This is a genomic window from Sulfitobacter sp. M39, from assembly GCF_021735935.1.
Lineage (GTDB): Bacteria > Pseudomonadota > Alphaproteobacteria > Rhodobacterales > Rhodobacteraceae > Sulfitobacter.
This window is the reverse complement of the sequence record NZ_WMDZ01000001.1, coordinates 218,347-233,545: the sequence shown is the minus strand read 5'-3', so window position 1 is coordinate 233,545 and position 15,199 is coordinate 218,347. Positions and strand designations below refer to the sequence as shown.

Annotated in this window: 17 protein-coding genes; 6 read left to right on the top strand and 11 right to left on the bottom strand. The window is 61.2% G+C overall.

All coding sequences use genetic code 11. From position 1 onward, the window contains the following. Positions 1-24 precede the first annotated feature (24 nt). From GLP43_RS01095 to GLP43_RS01050, 11 genes are all read right to left on the bottom strand, one after another. A complete protein-coding gene (locus tag GLP43_RS01095; RefSeq protein WP_237277867.1) occupies positions 25-825 on the bottom strand; it encodes a substrate-binding domain-containing protein in 801 nt (266 codons plus the stop codon). Then, positions 822-1,538 carry an energy-coupling factor ABC transporter ATP-binding protein gene (locus tag GLP43_RS01090; RefSeq protein WP_237277866.1) on the bottom strand — a complete coding sequence of 239 codons (717 nt, stop codon included), beginning with the start codon at positions 1,536-1,538 and terminating at the stop codon, positions 822-824. Before GLP43_RS01090 ends, GLP43_RS01095 begins: the two co-directional genes overlap by 4 nt. Then, positions 1,532-2,236, bottom strand: coding sequence for an ABC transporter permease (locus GLP43_RS01085; RefSeq protein ID WP_037942756.1), 705 nt, complete (start codon positions 2,234-2,236; stop codon positions 1,532-1,534). The genes GLP43_RS01090 and GLP43_RS01085 overlap by 7 nt, the downstream gene beginning before the upstream one ends. 40 nt (positions 2,237-2,276) lie before the next feature. Further along, a complete protein-coding gene (locus GLP43_RS16305) occupies positions 2,277-2,408 on the bottom strand; it encodes a hypothetical protein (protein ID WP_272903163.1) in 132 nt (43 codons plus the stop codon). Positions 2,409-2,465: 57 nt separating this feature from the next. Next, a complete protein-coding gene (locus tag GLP43_RS01080) occupies positions 2,466-3,668 on the bottom strand; it encodes a formate dehydrogenase subunit gamma (RefSeq protein WP_237277865.1) in 1,203 nt (400 codons plus the stop codon). Positions 3,669-3,754: 86 nt separating this feature from the next. Next, the gene (gene fdh3B, locus GLP43_RS01075; protein WP_005850298.1) at positions 3,755-4,348 is read right to left on the bottom strand and encodes a formate dehydrogenase FDH3 subunit beta; all 594 of its coding nucleotides are present in this window, start codon (positions 4,346-4,348) and stop codon (positions 3,755-3,757) included. A gap of 13 nt (positions 4,349-4,361) precedes the next feature. After that, on the bottom strand, positions 4,362-7,340 hold the full coding sequence (locus GLP43_RS01070; protein WP_237277864.1) for a formate dehydrogenase subunit alpha: 2,979 nt from the start codon (positions 7,338-7,340) through the stop codon (positions 4,362-4,364). 101 nt (positions 7,341-7,441) lie between these two features. After that, complete coding sequence (locus GLP43_RS01065) at positions 7,442-7,630, bottom strand: twin-arginine translocation signal domain-containing protein (RefSeq protein ID WP_005850294.1); 189 nt, start codon at positions 7,628-7,630, stop codon at positions 7,442-7,444. Between the two features lie 56 nt (positions 7,631-7,686). After that, positions 7,687-8,295, bottom strand: a complete 609-nt coding sequence (locus GLP43_RS01060) for a TorD/DmsD family molecular chaperone (protein WP_237277863.1) — start codon at positions 8,293-8,295, stop codon at positions 7,687-7,689. Next, complete coding sequence (locus GLP43_RS01055) at positions 8,292-8,909, bottom strand: DUF3306 domain-containing protein (RefSeq protein ID WP_237277862.1); 618 nt, start codon at positions 8,907-8,909, stop codon at positions 8,292-8,294. Before GLP43_RS01055 ends, GLP43_RS01060 begins: the two co-directional genes overlap by 4 nt. After that, the gene (locus GLP43_RS01050; protein ID WP_037942768.1) at positions 8,906-9,442 is read right to left on the bottom strand and encodes a DUF3305 domain-containing protein; all 537 of its coding nucleotides are present in this window, start codon (positions 9,440-9,442) and stop codon (positions 8,906-8,908) included. Before GLP43_RS01050 ends, GLP43_RS01055 begins: the two co-directional genes overlap by 4 nt. A gap of 365 nt (positions 9,443-9,807) precedes the next feature. Here GLP43_RS01050 and GLP43_RS01045 point away from each other — a divergent pair, with 365 nt between their 5' ends. From GLP43_RS01045 to GLP43_RS01020, 6 genes are all read left to right on the top strand, one after another. Then, positions 9,808-11,760, top strand: coding sequence for a 4Fe-4S binding protein (locus GLP43_RS01045; protein WP_237277861.1), 1,953 nt, complete (start codon positions 9,808-9,810; stop codon positions 11,758-11,760). 37 nt (positions 11,761-11,797) lie between these two features. Continuing rightward, entirely contained in the window at positions 11,798-11,998 is a 201-nt protein-coding gene (locus GLP43_RS01040) for a DUF6494 family protein (RefSeq protein ID WP_009825478.1), read from the top strand. Then, positions 11,995-13,062, top strand: a complete 1,068-nt coding sequence (gene apbC / locus GLP43_RS01035; protein WP_237277860.1) for an iron-sulfur cluster carrier protein ApbC — start codon at positions 11,995-11,997, stop codon at positions 13,060-13,062. Before GLP43_RS01040 ends, apbC begins: the two co-directional genes overlap by 4 nt. Then, complete coding sequence (locus GLP43_RS01030; protein WP_237277859.1) at positions 13,059-13,760, top strand: biotin/lipoate--protein ligase family protein; 702 nt, start codon at positions 13,059-13,061, stop codon at positions 13,758-13,760. The genes apbC and GLP43_RS01030 overlap by 4 nt, the downstream gene beginning before the upstream one ends. Next, on the top strand, positions 13,757-14,275 hold the full coding sequence (locus GLP43_RS01025; RefSeq protein WP_237277858.1) for a DUF6505 family protein: 519 nt from the start codon (positions 13,757-13,759) through the stop codon (positions 14,273-14,275). Before GLP43_RS01030 ends, GLP43_RS01025 begins: the two co-directional genes overlap by 4 nt. Before the next feature lie 368 nt (positions 14,276-14,643). Next, on the top strand, positions 14,644-15,156 hold the full coding sequence (locus GLP43_RS01020; protein ID WP_237277857.1) for a hypothetical protein: 513 nt from the start codon (positions 14,644-14,646) through the stop codon (positions 15,154-15,156). Positions 15,157-15,199 lie beyond the last annotated feature (43 nt).

The following is a 15,199-nucleotide window of genomic DNA, read 5'->3' as shown; positions in this document are numbered from 1 at the left end:
GGCGAGGTTCTCAAACCGTTTAAATCACTGCTCGGCGTTAAAGGTGAACAGCTTTTCGCCGTTGATCGTATAGCTGTCGATCAGGTCTTTGGCGCGGTCGCCGACCAGCCAGTCTTCCAACTGGGCCGCGGCGTCTTTGTTCACATGCGCGTGTTTCTCGGGGTTCACCGGAATATAGGCATATTGGTTGAACAGCACCGGATCGCCCGCAAAGAGGATTGCCAGATCGGCCTTGTTGTCAAAGTTCAGCCAGCTTGCGCGGTCGGACATGATATAGGCACCCATCCCTGCAGCGGTGTTGAGGCTCGCGCCCATGCCCGCGCCGACAGCTTTGTACCATTCACCGAATGTCGCGGGGTCTAGATCGGCACCGGCCCAAAGCGACAGCTCTTTCTTGTGGGTGCCGCTGTCGTCGCCACGGCTTACGAAAGGTGCCTCGGCCGCTTCGATCTTGACCAGTGCGCCCTTAGCAGCCTCTGCCTCTGCGATCGCGGCGGGGTCGTCATTTGGGCCGATCAGGACGAAATCATTATACATGATCTCGCGGCGGTGAGTGCCATAGCCGTCGGCGACAAAGGCCTCTTCGGCTTTCTTGGAGTGCACCAGAATGGCATCGACGTCGCCCGCTTCACCCAACCGCAAGGCTTGACCGGTGCCGACGATCAGCAGTTGTACGTCAAGGTCCAGATCTTCTTTGATGGCGGGCAGCAGAACGTCGGACAGACCAGAGTTGTTGAAGGACGTGGTGACAGCCATTTTCATGGTGTCCGCCTGGGCAGCCGTGGTGCCAAGTGCGAGAACAAGAGCGGTAATCAAGGATTTCATATCAAAATATCTCCATTCAGGAACGATTTGAATTCCGGGGTCTGCGGGGCGTCAAACGCATCGGGCGCCGGGCCAGCCTCGTGAATACGACCTTTAAACAGAAACAATATTTCAGTTGCAAGGCGCCGTGCCTGACCCAGATCATGGGTCGCCATCACGATGCGCGTCCCTGACTGATGGGCAGACTGCAGCAGCGCCTCTATATCCTTGACGGACCGGCCATCCAGATTGGCGCAGGGTTCGTCCAGCAGCAGCATTTCGGGGGTGCGGATCAAGGCGCGGGCGAGGGCGAGCTTTTGTTTCTCGCCACCGGACAAGCCCGTCGCGGGGCGATCCAGCGCGGGCGTCAGGCCGATGCGAGCCGCCCATGCCTCTACGGCTTTGTTCACCTGCGCCTTGGGCTGGCCGAGTATCGCCAGCGGATAGCCCAGATTGGCGCGCACCGACCGGCGCAGCATCACGGGGCTTTGGAAGACATAGGCCTGCCGCATCCGCGCGAGGTCATCCGGCACGGCCCATGTAACCGCGCCTGTCGACAGCCGTTCAAGCCCATGCAGCGCCTTGAGGAATGTCGTCTTGCCCGCGCCATTGGGCCCCAGCAGGATTGTGAAGCCGGTTTTACCAAGCGTCAGGTCCACGGGGCCCAGCAATCGCTTGCCGCGGCGGGTCACACTGACGTCGCGCATATGGGCGGGCAGCAGGGGGGTCACCATCTGCCCTCTCTTTCCGTGCGCGACAAGGCGTGGATGATCAGGTTCACACTCAGCGCCAGCGCGATCAGCACAAAGCCCAGACCAAGCGCGAGTGCGAAATCACCCTTGCCGGTTTCCAGCGCGATGGCGGTGGTCAGCACGCGGGTGGCGTGGTCGATATTGCCGCCAACGATCATGATCGCGCCGACCTCGCCGATGGCGCGACCAAAGCCTGCCAGCGCCGCCGTCAACAAGGCCCGCCGCCCGTCCGAGATCAGCGTCAGGATGCGCCGCGTCGGGGTGGTGTTCAGCGAGATTAGAAGATCGTGGTATTCGGCCCAAAGATCACGCATTGCCTGATGGGTGATAGAGGCGATGAGCGGCGTGATAATGATGACCTGCGCAATGATCATCGCCGTGGGCGTGAACAGCAGCCCCAGCACCCCGAAGGGCCCGGCGCGCGACAGCAGCAGATAGACGATCAACCCCACCACGACGGGCGGCAATCCCATGAGGGAGTTCAGCACCGCAATCGCGGTTCGGCGGAAGCGGAAACGGCGGATGGCGAGCCATGTGCCGAAGGGCAGCGCGATGGTCGAGGCAATGACCAGCGCCGTCAGGCTGACCTGCAACGACCTGAGCGTAATCTCGATCAGGTCGGGATCGCCGGTGACAACCAGCCAGAACGCAGAAGAAAGGCCCGCCCAGATATCATTCATCGGGCGGGCCGTCGGAGTTTGCTATGCATAGGATGCGGTCTTAGTCGCCCAGCCGGACATTGCGATCAGAGGAGGTCTGCTCGGCCGCGGAGAACCCGGCGTTGTCCAACGCAAAGTTCATGCCCGCAGCAAGAACGACCAAGGCGACGATGGCAGTGATAAAAGCTTTCATTCCGTACCTCGTTGATGCGCATTGGCACGTTGGGTGGGGGGCGTTGGGTGCATCATATCACTCTGCCGGCTGCGTGCCAGAGGCAGGTTTACCCTGCTTCGCGACAACTTCGTCGGCCCAGATGCTGTGGTGCTCGCGGGCCCATTCAAGATCGACATCGCCGGACCCCATCGCCTCGAACGCGCCTTCCATGCCGAGTGTCCCGATATAGATATGCGCGATGATCACCGCCATCAGGACAAAGCTGATAACGGCGTGCCACAGCTGGGCGTATTGCATTTCCTCTTGCGGGGTCAGCGTGGCGTCTATTGTGCCAAGCCCCAACAGTTGCGGCACGCCCATGTCATTCAACAGCGCCAGCGTAGGTTCGAACATCGTCAATTCGAACGGGAAGAGCAGCGAAATACCCGAGACAGAGATCGAGGTGCCCAGAATGATGACGGCCCAGAAGATCAGCTTTTGACCGGCGTTGAACTTCTTGGCGGGGGGGTGACCCTTGCCGAAGATGCCGCCGCCCTTGAGGATCCAGTTGATGTCTGTGCGGTCCGGCAGGTTGTGAACGATCCACATGACGAACACCATCACCAGCCCCAGCATAAAGGCCCATGAGACGTTGTTGTGGATCCACTTGCCCGCGATGGCAAAGGTCGAAAACGCCTCGTGCCCGAACAGCGGGATCAGCAGTTTGCGCCCCGCAAGCGATACCAGACCGGTGATGGCCAGCAGGATGAACGAGCTTGCGATCAGCCAGTGGCCAAAGCGTTCGATGAATTTGAACCGTTCGATGGTGATACCCGCGCGGCCGTGTTCGATACGGATACGCCCGCGGATCAGATAGAAAATTGCCATCAGCACGACGGTGACACCCAACAGCAGGCTGCCATAGGTCAGCAGCGGGCCGTGACGGAAGCTCAGCCACCACATGCCACCGTCCTGCATCAGGACCTTGGCGGCAGGTCCGCGGTTGCTGGCACGCGCGTCGGGCAGGGCGTCCGCCCGGATCTCGCGCCACAGGTCCGCATCGGATGCACCACCAAGCGGTCCAAGGTGAGATTCGGCCGGGGGCGGGTTGCCCTCAAGCGGTAAGGGAAGCTCGGCCCCAAAGGGCACGTCCTCGCCGCGTTGGCGGGCCATGATGTCTTCAAGCGACTGTTGGCCCGGTTGCAGGACCGAGGCATCGCCCGAGGTGTCCTGCGCGGCGGAAAGACCGGCAAAGGACACAAGAAATATGAGAGGCAGCAGAACGCGCAGCAATGTCATCGGGACCTCCGACAGGATAAAGATAGTTGGCCCGCCAGCAGCAGGTGCCAGCGGGCCAAGGAAAGCATGAATATGCGAAAGGGGGATTAGCCGCCCTTTTGCTCGTATGCCGTGCCCCAGCCCCAAGCGCCCGAGCCAAAGCCGCGCGCGACAACGCGTTCGCGGTAGATGCCCGAGACGACATCGCCATCACCGGCCAGCAGCGCTTTGGTCGAACACATCTCGGCGCAGATCGGCAGCTTGCCTTCGGCGATCCGGTTGCGGCCGTACTTCTGGAATTCCGCTTCGGAGTGGTTTTCCTCGGGGCCACCGGCGCAGAAAGTACATTTGTCCATCTTGCCGCGCGACCCGAAGTTGCCCGCCTGTGGATACTGCGGCGCGCCGAAGGGGCAGGCGTAGAAGCAGTAACCGCAGCCGATGCACAGGTCCTTGGAGTGCAGAACGATACCGTCGTCGGTCTGGTAGAAGCAGTCTACAGGGCAGACCGCCATACAGGGCGCATCGGAACAATGCATACACGCAACCGAGATCGACCGCTCGCCGGGTTGGCCGTCCTGAATGGTGACGACCTTACGGCGGTTGATGCCCCACGGTACTTCGTGTTCGTTCTTACATGCCGTGACGCAGGCGTTGCATTCGATGCAGCGTTCGGCGTCGCAGAGAAACTTTGCTCTTGCCATCTTGATAGTCTCCTTACGCTGTCCAGATTTTGCAGAGCGTCGATTTCGTCTCTTGCATCTGAGTTACTGAGTCATAGCCATATGTTTGCGCGGTGTTGGTGGATTCACCCAAGACGTAAGGGTCGGACCCTTCTGGGTATCTGTCCCGCAAGTCAACGCCTTCCATGTGGCCGCCAAAGTGGAACGGCATGAACGCCACGCCGCTTTCGACACGTTCCGTCACCATTGCCATCACCTTGATCTTGCCGCCTTCGGGGCCTTCGACCCAGACATCGGCCCCATCACGCACGCCCAGATTGTTGGCGTCACGCGGGTTGATCTCGATGAACATGTCCTGCTGAAGCTCGGCCAACCAGGGGTTGGACCGTGTTTCGTCGCCGCCCCCTTCGTATTCGACGAGACGACCAGAGGTCAGCACGATTGGATAGTCCTTGGAGAAGTCGTTCTCCTGGATGGACTTATACATGGTGGGCAGGCGCCAGAACTTCTTGTCGTCATAGGTCGGGTAGTCCGCGACCAGATCACGACGGTTGGTGTACAGCGGTTCGCGGTGGATTGGCACCGGATCGGGGAAGGTCCAGACCACGGCGCGGGCCTTGGCGTTGCCGAAGGGGGCGCAGCCATGCTTGATCGCGACACGCTGGATGCCGCCCGACAGGTCGGTTTTCCAGTTCACGCCACCGGTGTCGGCAACGTAGTCCGACGGGGTCTCGCCGGTCTGGGATGTTTCACCGACTTCCTCGTCCGGCTTTGCGTTCGCCGGTTCGCCTTCGGGATAGCCCGCAACATAGTTGATCACGGCCATCTCTTCGTCGGTCAGATCGCTATCCCAGCCCAGTTCACGCAGCATGGACATCGTGAACTCGGGGTAGCCGTCCTTGATCTCGGAACCGGCGCTATAGACGCCTTCGGCCAGCAGGTTGTCACCGTCACGTTCCACACCGAAACGGGCGCGGAAGGTCAGACCGCCTTCGGCAACGGGCAGCGACATATCGTACAGGTTCGCCGTGCCGGGGTGGTTCATTTCGGGTGTGCCCCATGCGGGCCAAGGCAAACCATAGAAGTCCCCGTCGGCCGGTCCACCTTTGGCGCGCAACGTGGTGCGGTCAAAGGTGTGCTGGTTGGCCATGTGCATCTTCATGCGCTCGGGGCTTTGTGCGGTGTAACCAATGGTCCACATGCCGCGGTTGAATTCGCGGGTCAGGTCCTCGATGTTGGGTTCGTCCCCGTCCAGCGCGATGTTCTTGAACAGACGATCGCTGAAACCGAACTTGTCCGCGAAGAGCTTGATGATCGTGTGGTCGGGCTTGGATTCGAACAGGGGCTCGACGACCTGATCACGCCACTGCAGCGACCGGTTGGACGCGGTGACAGAGCCGCGGGTTTCGAACTGGGTCGTTGCGGGCAACAGATACAGCCCGTCTTGGCGGTCCTGCATCACGGCGGACACCGTTGGATATGGATCGACAACGACCATCAGGTCGAGTTTCTCCATCGCGGTGACCATTTCCTTTTGGCGGGTCTGCGAGTTGGGCGCGTGGCCCCACAGAACCATCGCGCGGGTGTTGTCCGGCTGGTCGATGTTTTCCTTGTCTTCCAGCACGCCGTCAATCCAGCGGCTCACGGGGATACCGGTCAGGTTCATCATCGAGGTGTCGTTGAACGACGCCTTGGAGAAGCGGGATTGCAACCATTCAAGGTCTTCTTCCCAAACCCGCGCCCAGTGAGCCCAAGCCCCTGCGGACAGACCATAGTAGCCCGGCAGCGTATCGGCCAGAACGCCCAGATCGGTTGCACCCTGCACGTTGTCGTGGCCGCGGAAGATGTTGGTGCCGCCGCCTGCGGTGCCCATGTTGCCAAGAGCCAGCTGCAGGATGCAGTACGCACGGGTGTTGTTGTTGCCGTTGCTGTGCTGCGTGCCGCCCATGCACCAGATCACGGTGCCGGGACGGTTGTTGGCCAGCGTGCGTGCAACGCGTTCTAGCTGCGAAGCGGGTGCGCCGGTAACGCGTTCGACCTCTTCGGGTGTCCACTTCGCGACTTCGTCACGGATCTGGTCCATGCCCCAAACGCGGGTGCGGATGAATTCCTTGTCTTCCCATCCGTTCTCGAAGATGTGCCAAAGGATACCCCAGACCAGCGCCACGTCCGAACCAGGACGGAAGCGGACATATTCATCCGCGTGGGCCGCTGTACGGGTAAAGCGTGGATCGCACACGATCATCGGCGCGTTGTTCTGCTCTTTCGCTTTCAGCAGGTGCAGCAGCGATACGGGGTGCGCCTCGGCAGGGTTGCCGCCGATGACAAAGATCGCCTGGCTGTTGTGGATGTCGTTGTAGCTGTTGGTCATGGCGCCGTAGCCCCATGTGTTCGCAACGCCCGCAACGGTGGTGGAGTGACAGATACGCGCCTGGTGGTCGACGTTGTTGGTGCCCCAATAGGCCGCGAACTTGCGGAACAGATACGCCTGTTCGTTGTTATGCTTGGCCGAGCCGAGCCAGTAGACAGAATCGGGACCGCTTTCTTCGCGGATCACGTTCATCTTGTCGCCGATCTCGTTGATCGCCTGTTCCCAGCTGATCCGAACCCACTGGCCACCCTCTTTTTTCATCGGGTATTTCAGGCGGCGTTCACCGTGGGCATGTTCGCGTACCGACGCCCCTTTGGCGCAATGCGAGCCAAGGTTGAACGGGCTGTCCCAGCCGGGTTCCTGACCCGTCCAGACGCCGTTCGACACTTCGGCGATGACGGTACAGCCAACCGAACAGTGGGTGCAGACAGATTTGATCGTCTCTACCGCGCCGCTGACGGCGGTGGCAGCTGACGCTTGTGTGACAGAGCCCGCGGTCGATGCGATCGCCGCAAGGCCGCCGATGGCCAGACCTGACCCGCGCAGGAATGCGCGACGGTCAACGGATTTTTCCGCGATGTCGGATAGCATGCCCGCCCGCTGGGGCCGCCGTGCCATCCCGTTGGTCTTTTTCCGAAGCATAATAGTCTCCCTTGATGCCCGCGTGCTCTGACCGTGTGGGTCGGACCGGGGCTGAGTTTTCCTCCCGCGGTGGTTAGGCGCGCGGGTCTTTGATCACTGAATTAGAAGCGTGTGCTTTCCAGATAGGCGCGGGTGTGCGCGGTATCTTGCATCTTGTCCGATTGCAGATCGACTGGCTGCGCCTCGGCGGCGGTGCCGCTGCTGGCCACGGCAACGGCGGCTGCCGGTGCGGCTGTCCCTGCCAGTTTCAGGAAATTGCGGCGGTTGGTGCCTTTGGTATCCTGGGTCATGGGTTGTACCCCTTTCCTTGGTTATGCGGGGGGAAGCCCCGCCTGATGTGGTGCGGTTATCCCGCCGTCATACGAAATGCTTCGCGTTCAATGTCCATGAAGGCGCTGCCGACTGCGGCAACCCCGGCATATAGGACGGAGTTCTTGGCCCCTTGCAGGTCGGTAAAGAAGTGACCCGCCCAAGGCGCGATGTGTTTGTTGAAAAACGCCCGCTGCGTGGCGTCGCTGGCCTGAGCGCCAAAACGCCCGACAATCATACCGCCCATCATCTCCATCAGGGATGCGATGTTGTCTTCGGGTTCAAAGACGTTTTCGGCGCGGCTGATGCGCTGTGCTGCCATGTCGCTGCGCAGGGCGGCGAGGGGCTTTTCATTTAGAAAGCCGGTCAGGTAATAGCTGGCATAGGGCAGCAGCTCGCCCCGACCGAGACCAATGAACAGCGCGTTGAATTCGGTCTGCACTTTCTTGGGGGTCATGGCCTTGGCCACGCGCGCAAGCCCGTTGATCGCTTCGCCCAACGGGCTGTCATCGCCGGACAGGCCAGCGGTCTGGTCCAGCAGCATCTGATCCGCAGGGCGGGCCAGCATCACGCCAAGGTAATTGTACAGATCAGCGCGCAGGCGATCTTCGGCAGAGACTTGGGTGGCTTGGGCGGCAGCGGTCATGCGCTTTGCTCCTCAAAACGAAAGGCCATGCGGCGCGGGGGCAGGGTTGCGGGCTCTTCCATCGCTGTTTCGGCGACGGGGGGCTCTGCGGGGGTATCGGGTTGGGCCACGGCGACGGCGGGTGCGTCGACCTCTGCCGGTGCGACGAGCGGTGTGGGCTCTGTTTCAACAGGTGTTTCTGCCGCGTCGGTGGCGGTGTCGAGCGAGGCCGCAGCCTTGCGCGCGACATCTTCGATATGACGGCGCAGCCCTTTGCCAACCTCATAGCTGGTGGTGAAATTCGTCACGGCAGAGGCTTGGGTATAGTCGTCAGCGTAGTCGACCAGATCATCCAGACAGGCCAGCGCCGGATCGGATACCCACAGTTTGCGCAGCGCACGGCGGCGCAGGTGTTCGGGGATGGCCCGCGCCATAAACGCCGAGAAATCATCGCCCGCTTTAAGCGTGTCAGGGTCGGGCAGATCGAACTCTGCCAGCAGTTCGGCATCGGATTTTTCCGCCAGCGCGGCTTGATGCTGCGCCTCTGCCTGCTCTGCGGCGGCTTGCTGCGCGGCAGCTTCCTCTGCCTTGACGGCAGCGCGGCGGCGATCCCAGAAAGATGTGTGACGGGTCATTGCGAGGACCCCGAACGCGACGTGCGCGGTGCGCGGTAGACATCGGTCGTCTGCGAGATGCGCGCGTCCCCGATCCCGTCTTGCTTCGGCTCTTGGTACTTGTCGCGACGACGTTTCACAAAGGCTTCTTCTTCGTGGTGCGTGTCGACATAGGCGCTGATCCAGGCATGCACCTGCGGGGTCATCATGACCTTTTCAACGATATCCTCGCCATTGTCGCTGTAATCCTGCGCCTCATAGGGCGAGGCGGTGACCATCACCACCTCAAGCGGGCGGGCAGGGTCGCGGGTTTCGCGGCAGATGACATAGAGACAGGGCACATTCGCGGCGAGCCCGTGCACATAGGCTTCGGTATCGGAGCGGTACAGCGTTAGCGGCACAGTGGTCACGTGATAGTCGGACACCTCGCCTTCGGTGCGCAGCAGCTTCCAGTCAGCCGGATCGGCACCGGGCAGGACACAGACCGCACGCCAAACGAACTTCGCCCATTTCGTCACGCCGGGTGACTTGCGAAGGACTACCCCGACGGGCATCGTTTGCGCTGATTTAAGCGGTGCGTTCAACTTGGTTTCCGATGATGTTTCAGGCGTTTCCGGCCTCATATTGACGTAATCATAACGCGTATCAAAGAGGATTCTAGGGTTGAATCACACAGTTTTGTGATTGCTGCAATGCGGCATTTCCCATACGTCAGCATTTGCCATATTTGACTGGGGTTTCGGTCTTTCCGACTGTTTTTGTTGGGTAATTCATGCCGTAGGTGCGAGCAGCCCTTTTGCGGGACGCAGGGGCAATTAGGGGTTTGCGGCGGGTCGCGAACACCACTAGCTTGGCGTGCGAGCGCTGACAGCGCCTTGCCGCTTGACCCATCCCATCCGGTGCTGTCCCCGAGGAGATTATGGAAAAGACTTTTCTGCTGTGCGACTGTCTGGGCAGTCAGGATATTGACGCGCCTGCCTTGTCAAAGGCGACGGGTCTGCCGTGCTCTAAGGTCTATAGCTGTCTGTGCACAGACCAGATCGGCACCGCGGCAGAGGCGATAGCCGCGGGCAATACCGTGATCGCGTGCCAGCAGGAACGCCCCCGCTTCGAGGAGCTGGCCGCCGAGATCAACGCAGAGGTGCCCCAGTTTGTCGATATTCGCGACCGCGCCGGCTGGCACGACGATCGGGGGGACGCGACGCCCAAGATGGCCGCCCTGATGGCGGAGCAGCAGCTTGCCGCACCGGCACCACGGGTGATGGATGTGGTATCAGAAGGCACGTGTCTGATCATGGCCCCGCCCGCCCTCGCGCTTGAGGTGGCAGAGATGGTGGCCGATACGCTTGCGGTGACGGTGCTGTGGCAGGGCGATTATGACGGGGCGGTTGATCCGCGTTTTGACGTGGTCAAAGGCGACCTGCGCAAGGCGTCGGGCGCATTGGGCGATTTCAGCCTGACCTTTGACCAGTTGCAGATGCTGATCCCCGGCGGACGCGGCGCGCCTTCGTTCACCGCGCCACGGGACGGGGCCAAGTCGCAATGCGATATCATTCTGGATTTGACGGGGAATACATCGCTGTTTCCCGCGCCGCACAAACGTGACGGCTATCTGCGGGCCGATCCGGGCAGCAAGCCCGCCGTGGCAGAGGCCGTGCGCGAGGCCATGCAGATGGTCGGCACCTTTGAAAAGCCGCTTTACGTGCGGCTGACTGAAAGTCTTTGCGCCCATTCGCGGGCCGGGCAGGCCGCCTGTTCCAACTGTCTGGACCTCTGCCCGACGGGGGCGATCACCTCGGCCGGGGAACATGTGGCGATTGACCCGATGATCTGCGCGGGTTGCGGTAGCTGTTCTGCGGTTTGCCCCTCGGGGGCGATCACCTATGATGCGCCGCCCGTGGATACCCTGTTCCGCCGGCTGTCGACGCTGGCATCGACCTATCGCAAGGCGGGTGGCACCGCGCCGCGCTTGCTGGTGCATGACGACGACCACGGGGCCGAGATGATCCGCCTTTACGCGCGTTTTGGCGCTGGCTTGCCGGTTGATGTCATCCCGCTGGCCGTGGATGCGCTGGCGGGCTTCGGCCATGCAGAGATGCTTGCAGCACTTGGCTGCGGCTTTGCGCATGTGGATGTATTGCTGTCACCACGTACAGAACGTGACGTGATCGAGGTGCAGGCCGAGATCGCCCGCGCGATCAGCGGCACCGATACGATCCGCCTCATTGATGTGGCCGACCCCGATGCACTGGAAACCGCGCTGGTTACCGAAACGGCGCAGCCCGCGCATGACACGCTGCTGCCCTTGGGTACCCGCCGTCAGGTCGCGCGGCTCGCGGGCAAGACCCTTCAGCCCGAGGCCAAGGTGATCGACCTGCCCGACGCCGCCCCCTATGGCGCGGTGCTGGTGGATACCGATGCCTGCACGCTCTGCCTGTCCTGTGTGTCGCTGTGCCCGTCCGGGGCGCTTGGCGATAACCCCGATCTGCCCCAGCTGCGCTTTCAGGAAGATGCCTGCCTGCAATGCGGGCTATGTGCGAACGTCTGCCCCGAGGATGCGATTACACTAAAGCCGCAGTTGAACCTGACTGCGCAGGCCTTCACTCAAGTGGTGCTGCACGAGGAAGAGCCCTTTGCCTGCATCGAATGCGGGTCGCTTTTCGGCGTGAAGTCCACGGTTGAGAAGATCACCGAAAAACTGGCAGGAAAACACGCGATGTTCGCGTCCTCCGAAGCGGCGAAGATGATCCAGATGTGCGACAACTGCCGGATCAACGCGCAGTACCACGCGCAGAACAATCCGTTGGCTGGCAAAGAACGCCCGCGTGTGCGCACATCCGAAGACTATTTCAGCAAGCGCAAAGATCACTAAGCGCTGTGCCGACCCACCCAAAGAACAGGAGAAAATCATGAGCGATGATTTCAACATGTCGATGCGCAAGTTCCTCAAGCAGGTCGGTGTGACCTCGCAGCAGGCAATCGAAGAAGCGATGCGCGAAAACGGCGACACCGGCGGCAAGACATTCGAGGCCAAGGTGGTGCTTACCATTGACGGGCTGGACCTTGAACATGTCGTGACCGGCAAGATCCAAGGGCAGTCCGAAGCGTGAGCGTCACCCGTGATGCCGTACTGGCCTGCCTGAAAACCCTGAACGATCCCGTCTCCGGTAAGGATATTGTAGAGCTTGGCCTCGTGAAAGCGCTGACTGTCGACGACGGCGCGGTGCGCTTTGTGCTTGAGGTCAACCCGAGCCACGCCGACGCCTACGCCAAGCTGCGCGACGAGGCCGACGCGGCTGTAAAGGCGCTTGAGGGCGTTGCCTCTGTCTCGGCCGTGCTGACGGCTCATTCCAAGCAGGCACCGCCGCCTGACTTGAAGCTGGGGCGCAAGTCCGAACCCGCGGGGCCCGAGAAGATCCCCGGCGTGGACCGGATCATCGCCATTGCGTCGGGCAAGGGCGGGGTGGGTAAATCTACCGTAGCCGCGAACCTTGCCTGTGCGCTGGCCGCCGAAGGGCGTCGCGTGGGCATGCTGGATGCCGATGTCTACGGCCCCTCGCAGCCGCGGATGCTGGGCGTTTCCGGGCGGCCTGCGTCCCCCGATGGCAAGACGATCCTGCCGATGCGCAACTTTGGCGTGACGATGATGTCGATCGGGTTGATGACCAATGACGATCAGGCGGTTGTCTGGCGCGGCCCGATGCTAATGGGCGCGTTGCAGCAAATGATGATGCAGGTTCAATGGGGCGCGCTGGATGTGTTGATCGTTGATCTGCCGCCCGGCACCGGCGATGTGCAGATGACGCTGGCGCAAAAGGCCCATGTGGACGGCGCGATCATCGTCAGCACACCACAGGATGTGGCGCTGCTGGATGCCCGTAAGGGGATCGACATGTTCAACCAGCTGAAGACCCCGATCCTCGGCATGATCGAGAACATGAGTACGCATATCTGCTCTAGCTGCGGGCACGAGGAACATGTCTTTGGGCATGGTGGCGTCGCCGCCGAGGCTGAAAAGCTGGGCGTGCCTTTGTTGGCCGAGATTCCGTTGCATCTGGATATTCGTGTCGCGGCTGACGGGGGCGCGCCGATTGTGGTGTCCAAACCCGACAGCACACAGGCCGAAGGCTTCCGCAAGGTGGCCAAGGCCCTGATCGCGGGCGGGCACGCATGAGCGACAGCCCCGTCTTCCCCCCTTTGTTGACCGGCGTACAGGCGGAGGACCCGTTCGCTCAGGCCTGCGCAGAGGCGCGGCAGGGGTGTGATGCGGGGCTGGTGCTGTATAATCTTGGGCCAAGCGTATTGCAGGCCGCCATCGTCTTTGCGCCCGAGGTGCCGTTGGCCCGGGCGATGGCGATGCTCCCGCTTTGTGCCGTGGGCTTCCAGAACGCGCTTGGCGCGCTCGCCCCGCCAGAGGTGGGGGTGCATCTTGCCTGGAACGGCGATCTGCGTTTGAACGGTGCGATCTGCGGCCAGATGCGGGCGGCGGCGTCTGATACAGACCCTCATCACGTGCCCGACTGGCTGGTCGTTTCGTTTCACGTGAAGCTATTGCCGCAATCCGACACGCCGGGGGAAACGCCGGATGTCACCACGCTTTATGGCGAGGGTTGTGCTGAGGTGAGCCCGGTCGAGCTGCTAGAGGCCTGGGCGCGGCATATGCTGGTGGCGCTGAACCGCTGGGATGACGAGGGCGCGGGCCCCTTGCACAAGGAATGGACCGGATTGGCCTGGGCCATGGGCGATCAGATCACCTATGGCGATCTGACGGGCGACTTCACCGGTATCGACGAAAACTTTGGCCTGCTGCTGAAAACCGGCGCGACCACGCATCTTATCCCCCTGACCGACCTGCTGGAGCCAGCCCCATGAGCGATCTTTTCCTCGCCCGCGCCATCCACTTTGATGAAAGCGACCGCAATGTGTTCCACGCGCCCGCGCGCACAGGCGAATGGTGTGTCTCTGGCGGGTTCGAATTTTCGAACTGGTCCGAAGCTGATCTGACCGGCAAGGCGCGGCAGGCCTTCGCGAATGGCTGGATGGGCGTAGAGACTTTTGGCCGCGTCACCTTTGTCGCCGTGACCAAGGCCGAACCCTTCGAGGTTGAAGCGATCACCTTGCAGCTGATGAAGCATTTCGTCGAGATCTATGGCGCGCCGTCGCCCGAAGCGGCCCGCCCCGTCGCGGAAGAGGAAGTCGCCCAGATGATGGAGCTTTGTGCCGACCACGCGCCAAACACCTTGTTGACCGTCGCACGCGAGCTTTCCGACAGCGGTGTGCGTGAAAGCTATCGTTTCATTGAACCGCAGGATGCGGGAATTGACCAGTTTGCGGTACACGGATCGTTAGACGATGACGATCATGGCGGGCACGGCCATTCTCACTGACAGTTAACTATACGAAACGCCCTGTCCGGCTATCCGGTCGGGGTTTTCGGTGATCAAGGCCCGGAACGGGCCAAACATTCCCCAAAATAAATAGAATCAACGCCCTTTTGCATGAGGGTGACTCGGCTGCTTTGCGCGGCGAGATGCGGGTTTGCGTCTGCAATCACCGCGCGAATTGCGTGTTTCGCCATCGAATTGATAGCGCCGCATATACGGACGGGTAGGGGGCTGCCCAGCAGATCAAAAACCTAGCCCTAAGCGAGAATGCACCCCGAGACATTTCCCCTGATGATGAGTTCAGGACAGCCCAAACACTGGGCCGGTTCATCAAAACCGCCGGCGGTGGTCGGCAACTAGGGGAAAAAATTATGACTTTCAAAACTCAACAAATCGCCCGTGCATTGCTTGCAGGTGTCGCGATTTCTGTCGCCGGCGTGCCGGCTTTTGCTGACGCACTTTCCAGCACATTTTCTTTCCGCATCGTCGAAACCAATGACGGTGGCGAAGAGGCGTTGATCGAGCGGGGCACCGTCCGCCCTGGCGAGGTCATCCAATACCAACTGCAGCACGAGAACACGACTGCAGACGCACTTGCGGGGATCGTTATCGCGGCCCCCGTACCCGAAGGGGTCACCCTGACGCTTGGCGCACAGAGCACATCGATCAAGGCCGTGTTCGAAGTCCAGGCTGATCTCGACCCTGAAAACGAAGGCCTTGAATGGTCCACACTTCCCGCCACCCGCATGGTCGCCGGTGCAGATGGCACACTTCAACCAGAACCACTTCCTGAGGATCAGATTGCTGCCGTCCGTTGGACGCTCAGCGAACCTTTGGAGTCAGGCGAAATCGCACTCAACAGCTATCGGGTGCGCGTCAACTGATCGGGGGGAACCTGATCCAATTTACCTAATCTAGATAAATCTA

Bases quoted from the DNA above. Each gene is read 5' to 3' on its own strand.
- GLP43_RS01095 (WP_237277867.1), bottom strand. From the start codon at position 825: ATGAAATCCTTGATTACCGCTCTTGTTCTCGCACTTGGCACCACGGCT.
- GLP43_RS01090 (WP_237277866.1), bottom strand. From the start codon at position 1,538: ATGGTGACCCCCCTGCTGCCCGCCCATATGCGCGACGTCAGTGTGACC.
- GLP43_RS01085 (WP_037942756.1), bottom strand. From the start codon at position 2,236: ATGAATGATATCTGGGCGGGCCTTTCTTCTGCGTTCTGGCTGGTTGTC.
- GLP43_RS16305 (WP_272903163.1), bottom strand. From the start codon at position 2,408: ATGAAAGCTTTTATCACTGCCATCGTCGCCTTGGTCGTTCTTGCTGCG.
- GLP43_RS01080 (WP_237277865.1), bottom strand. From the start codon at position 3,668: ATGACATTGCTGCGCGTTCTGCTGCCTCTCATATTTCTTGTGTCCTTT.
- fdh3B (WP_005850298.1), bottom strand. From the start codon at position 4,348: ATGGCAAGAGCAAAGTTTCTCTGCGACGCCGAACGCTGCATCGAATGC.
- GLP43_RS01070 (WP_237277864.1), bottom strand. From the start codon at position 7,340: ATGCTTCGGAAAAAGACCAACGGGATGGCACGGCGGCCCCAGCGGGCG.
- GLP43_RS01065 (WP_005850294.1), bottom strand. From the start codon at position 7,630: ATGACCCAGGATACCAAAGGCACCAACCGCCGCAATTTCCTGAAACTG.
- GLP43_RS01060 (WP_237277863.1), bottom strand. From the start codon at position 8,295: ATGACCGCTGCCGCCCAAGCCACCCAAGTCTCTGCCGAAGATCGCCTG.
- GLP43_RS01055 (WP_237277862.1), bottom strand. From the start codon at position 8,909: ATGACCCGTCACACATCTTTCTGGGATCGCCGCCGCGCTGCCGTCAAG.
- GLP43_RS01050 (WP_037942768.1), bottom strand. From the start codon at position 9,442: ATGCCCGTCGGGGTAGTCCTTCGCAAGTCACCCGGCGTGACGAAATGG.
- GLP43_RS01045 (WP_237277861.1), top strand. From the start codon at position 9,808: ATGGAAAAGACTTTTCTGCTGTGCGACTGTCTGGGCAGTCAGGATATT.
- GLP43_RS01040 (WP_009825478.1), top strand. From the start codon at position 11,798: ATGAGCGATGATTTCAACATGTCGATGCGCAAGTTCCTCAAGCAGGTC.
- GLP43_RS01030 (WP_237277859.1), top strand. From the start codon at position 13,059: ATGAGCGACAGCCCCGTCTTCCCCCCTTTGTTGACCGGCGTACAGGCG.
- GLP43_RS01025 (WP_237277858.1), top strand. From the start codon at position 13,757: ATGAGCGATCTTTTCCTCGCCCGCGCCATCCACTTTGATGAAAGCGAC.
- GLP43_RS01020 (WP_237277857.1), top strand. From the start codon at position 14,644: ATGACTTTCAAAACTCAACAAATCGCCCGTGCATTGCTTGCAGGTGTC.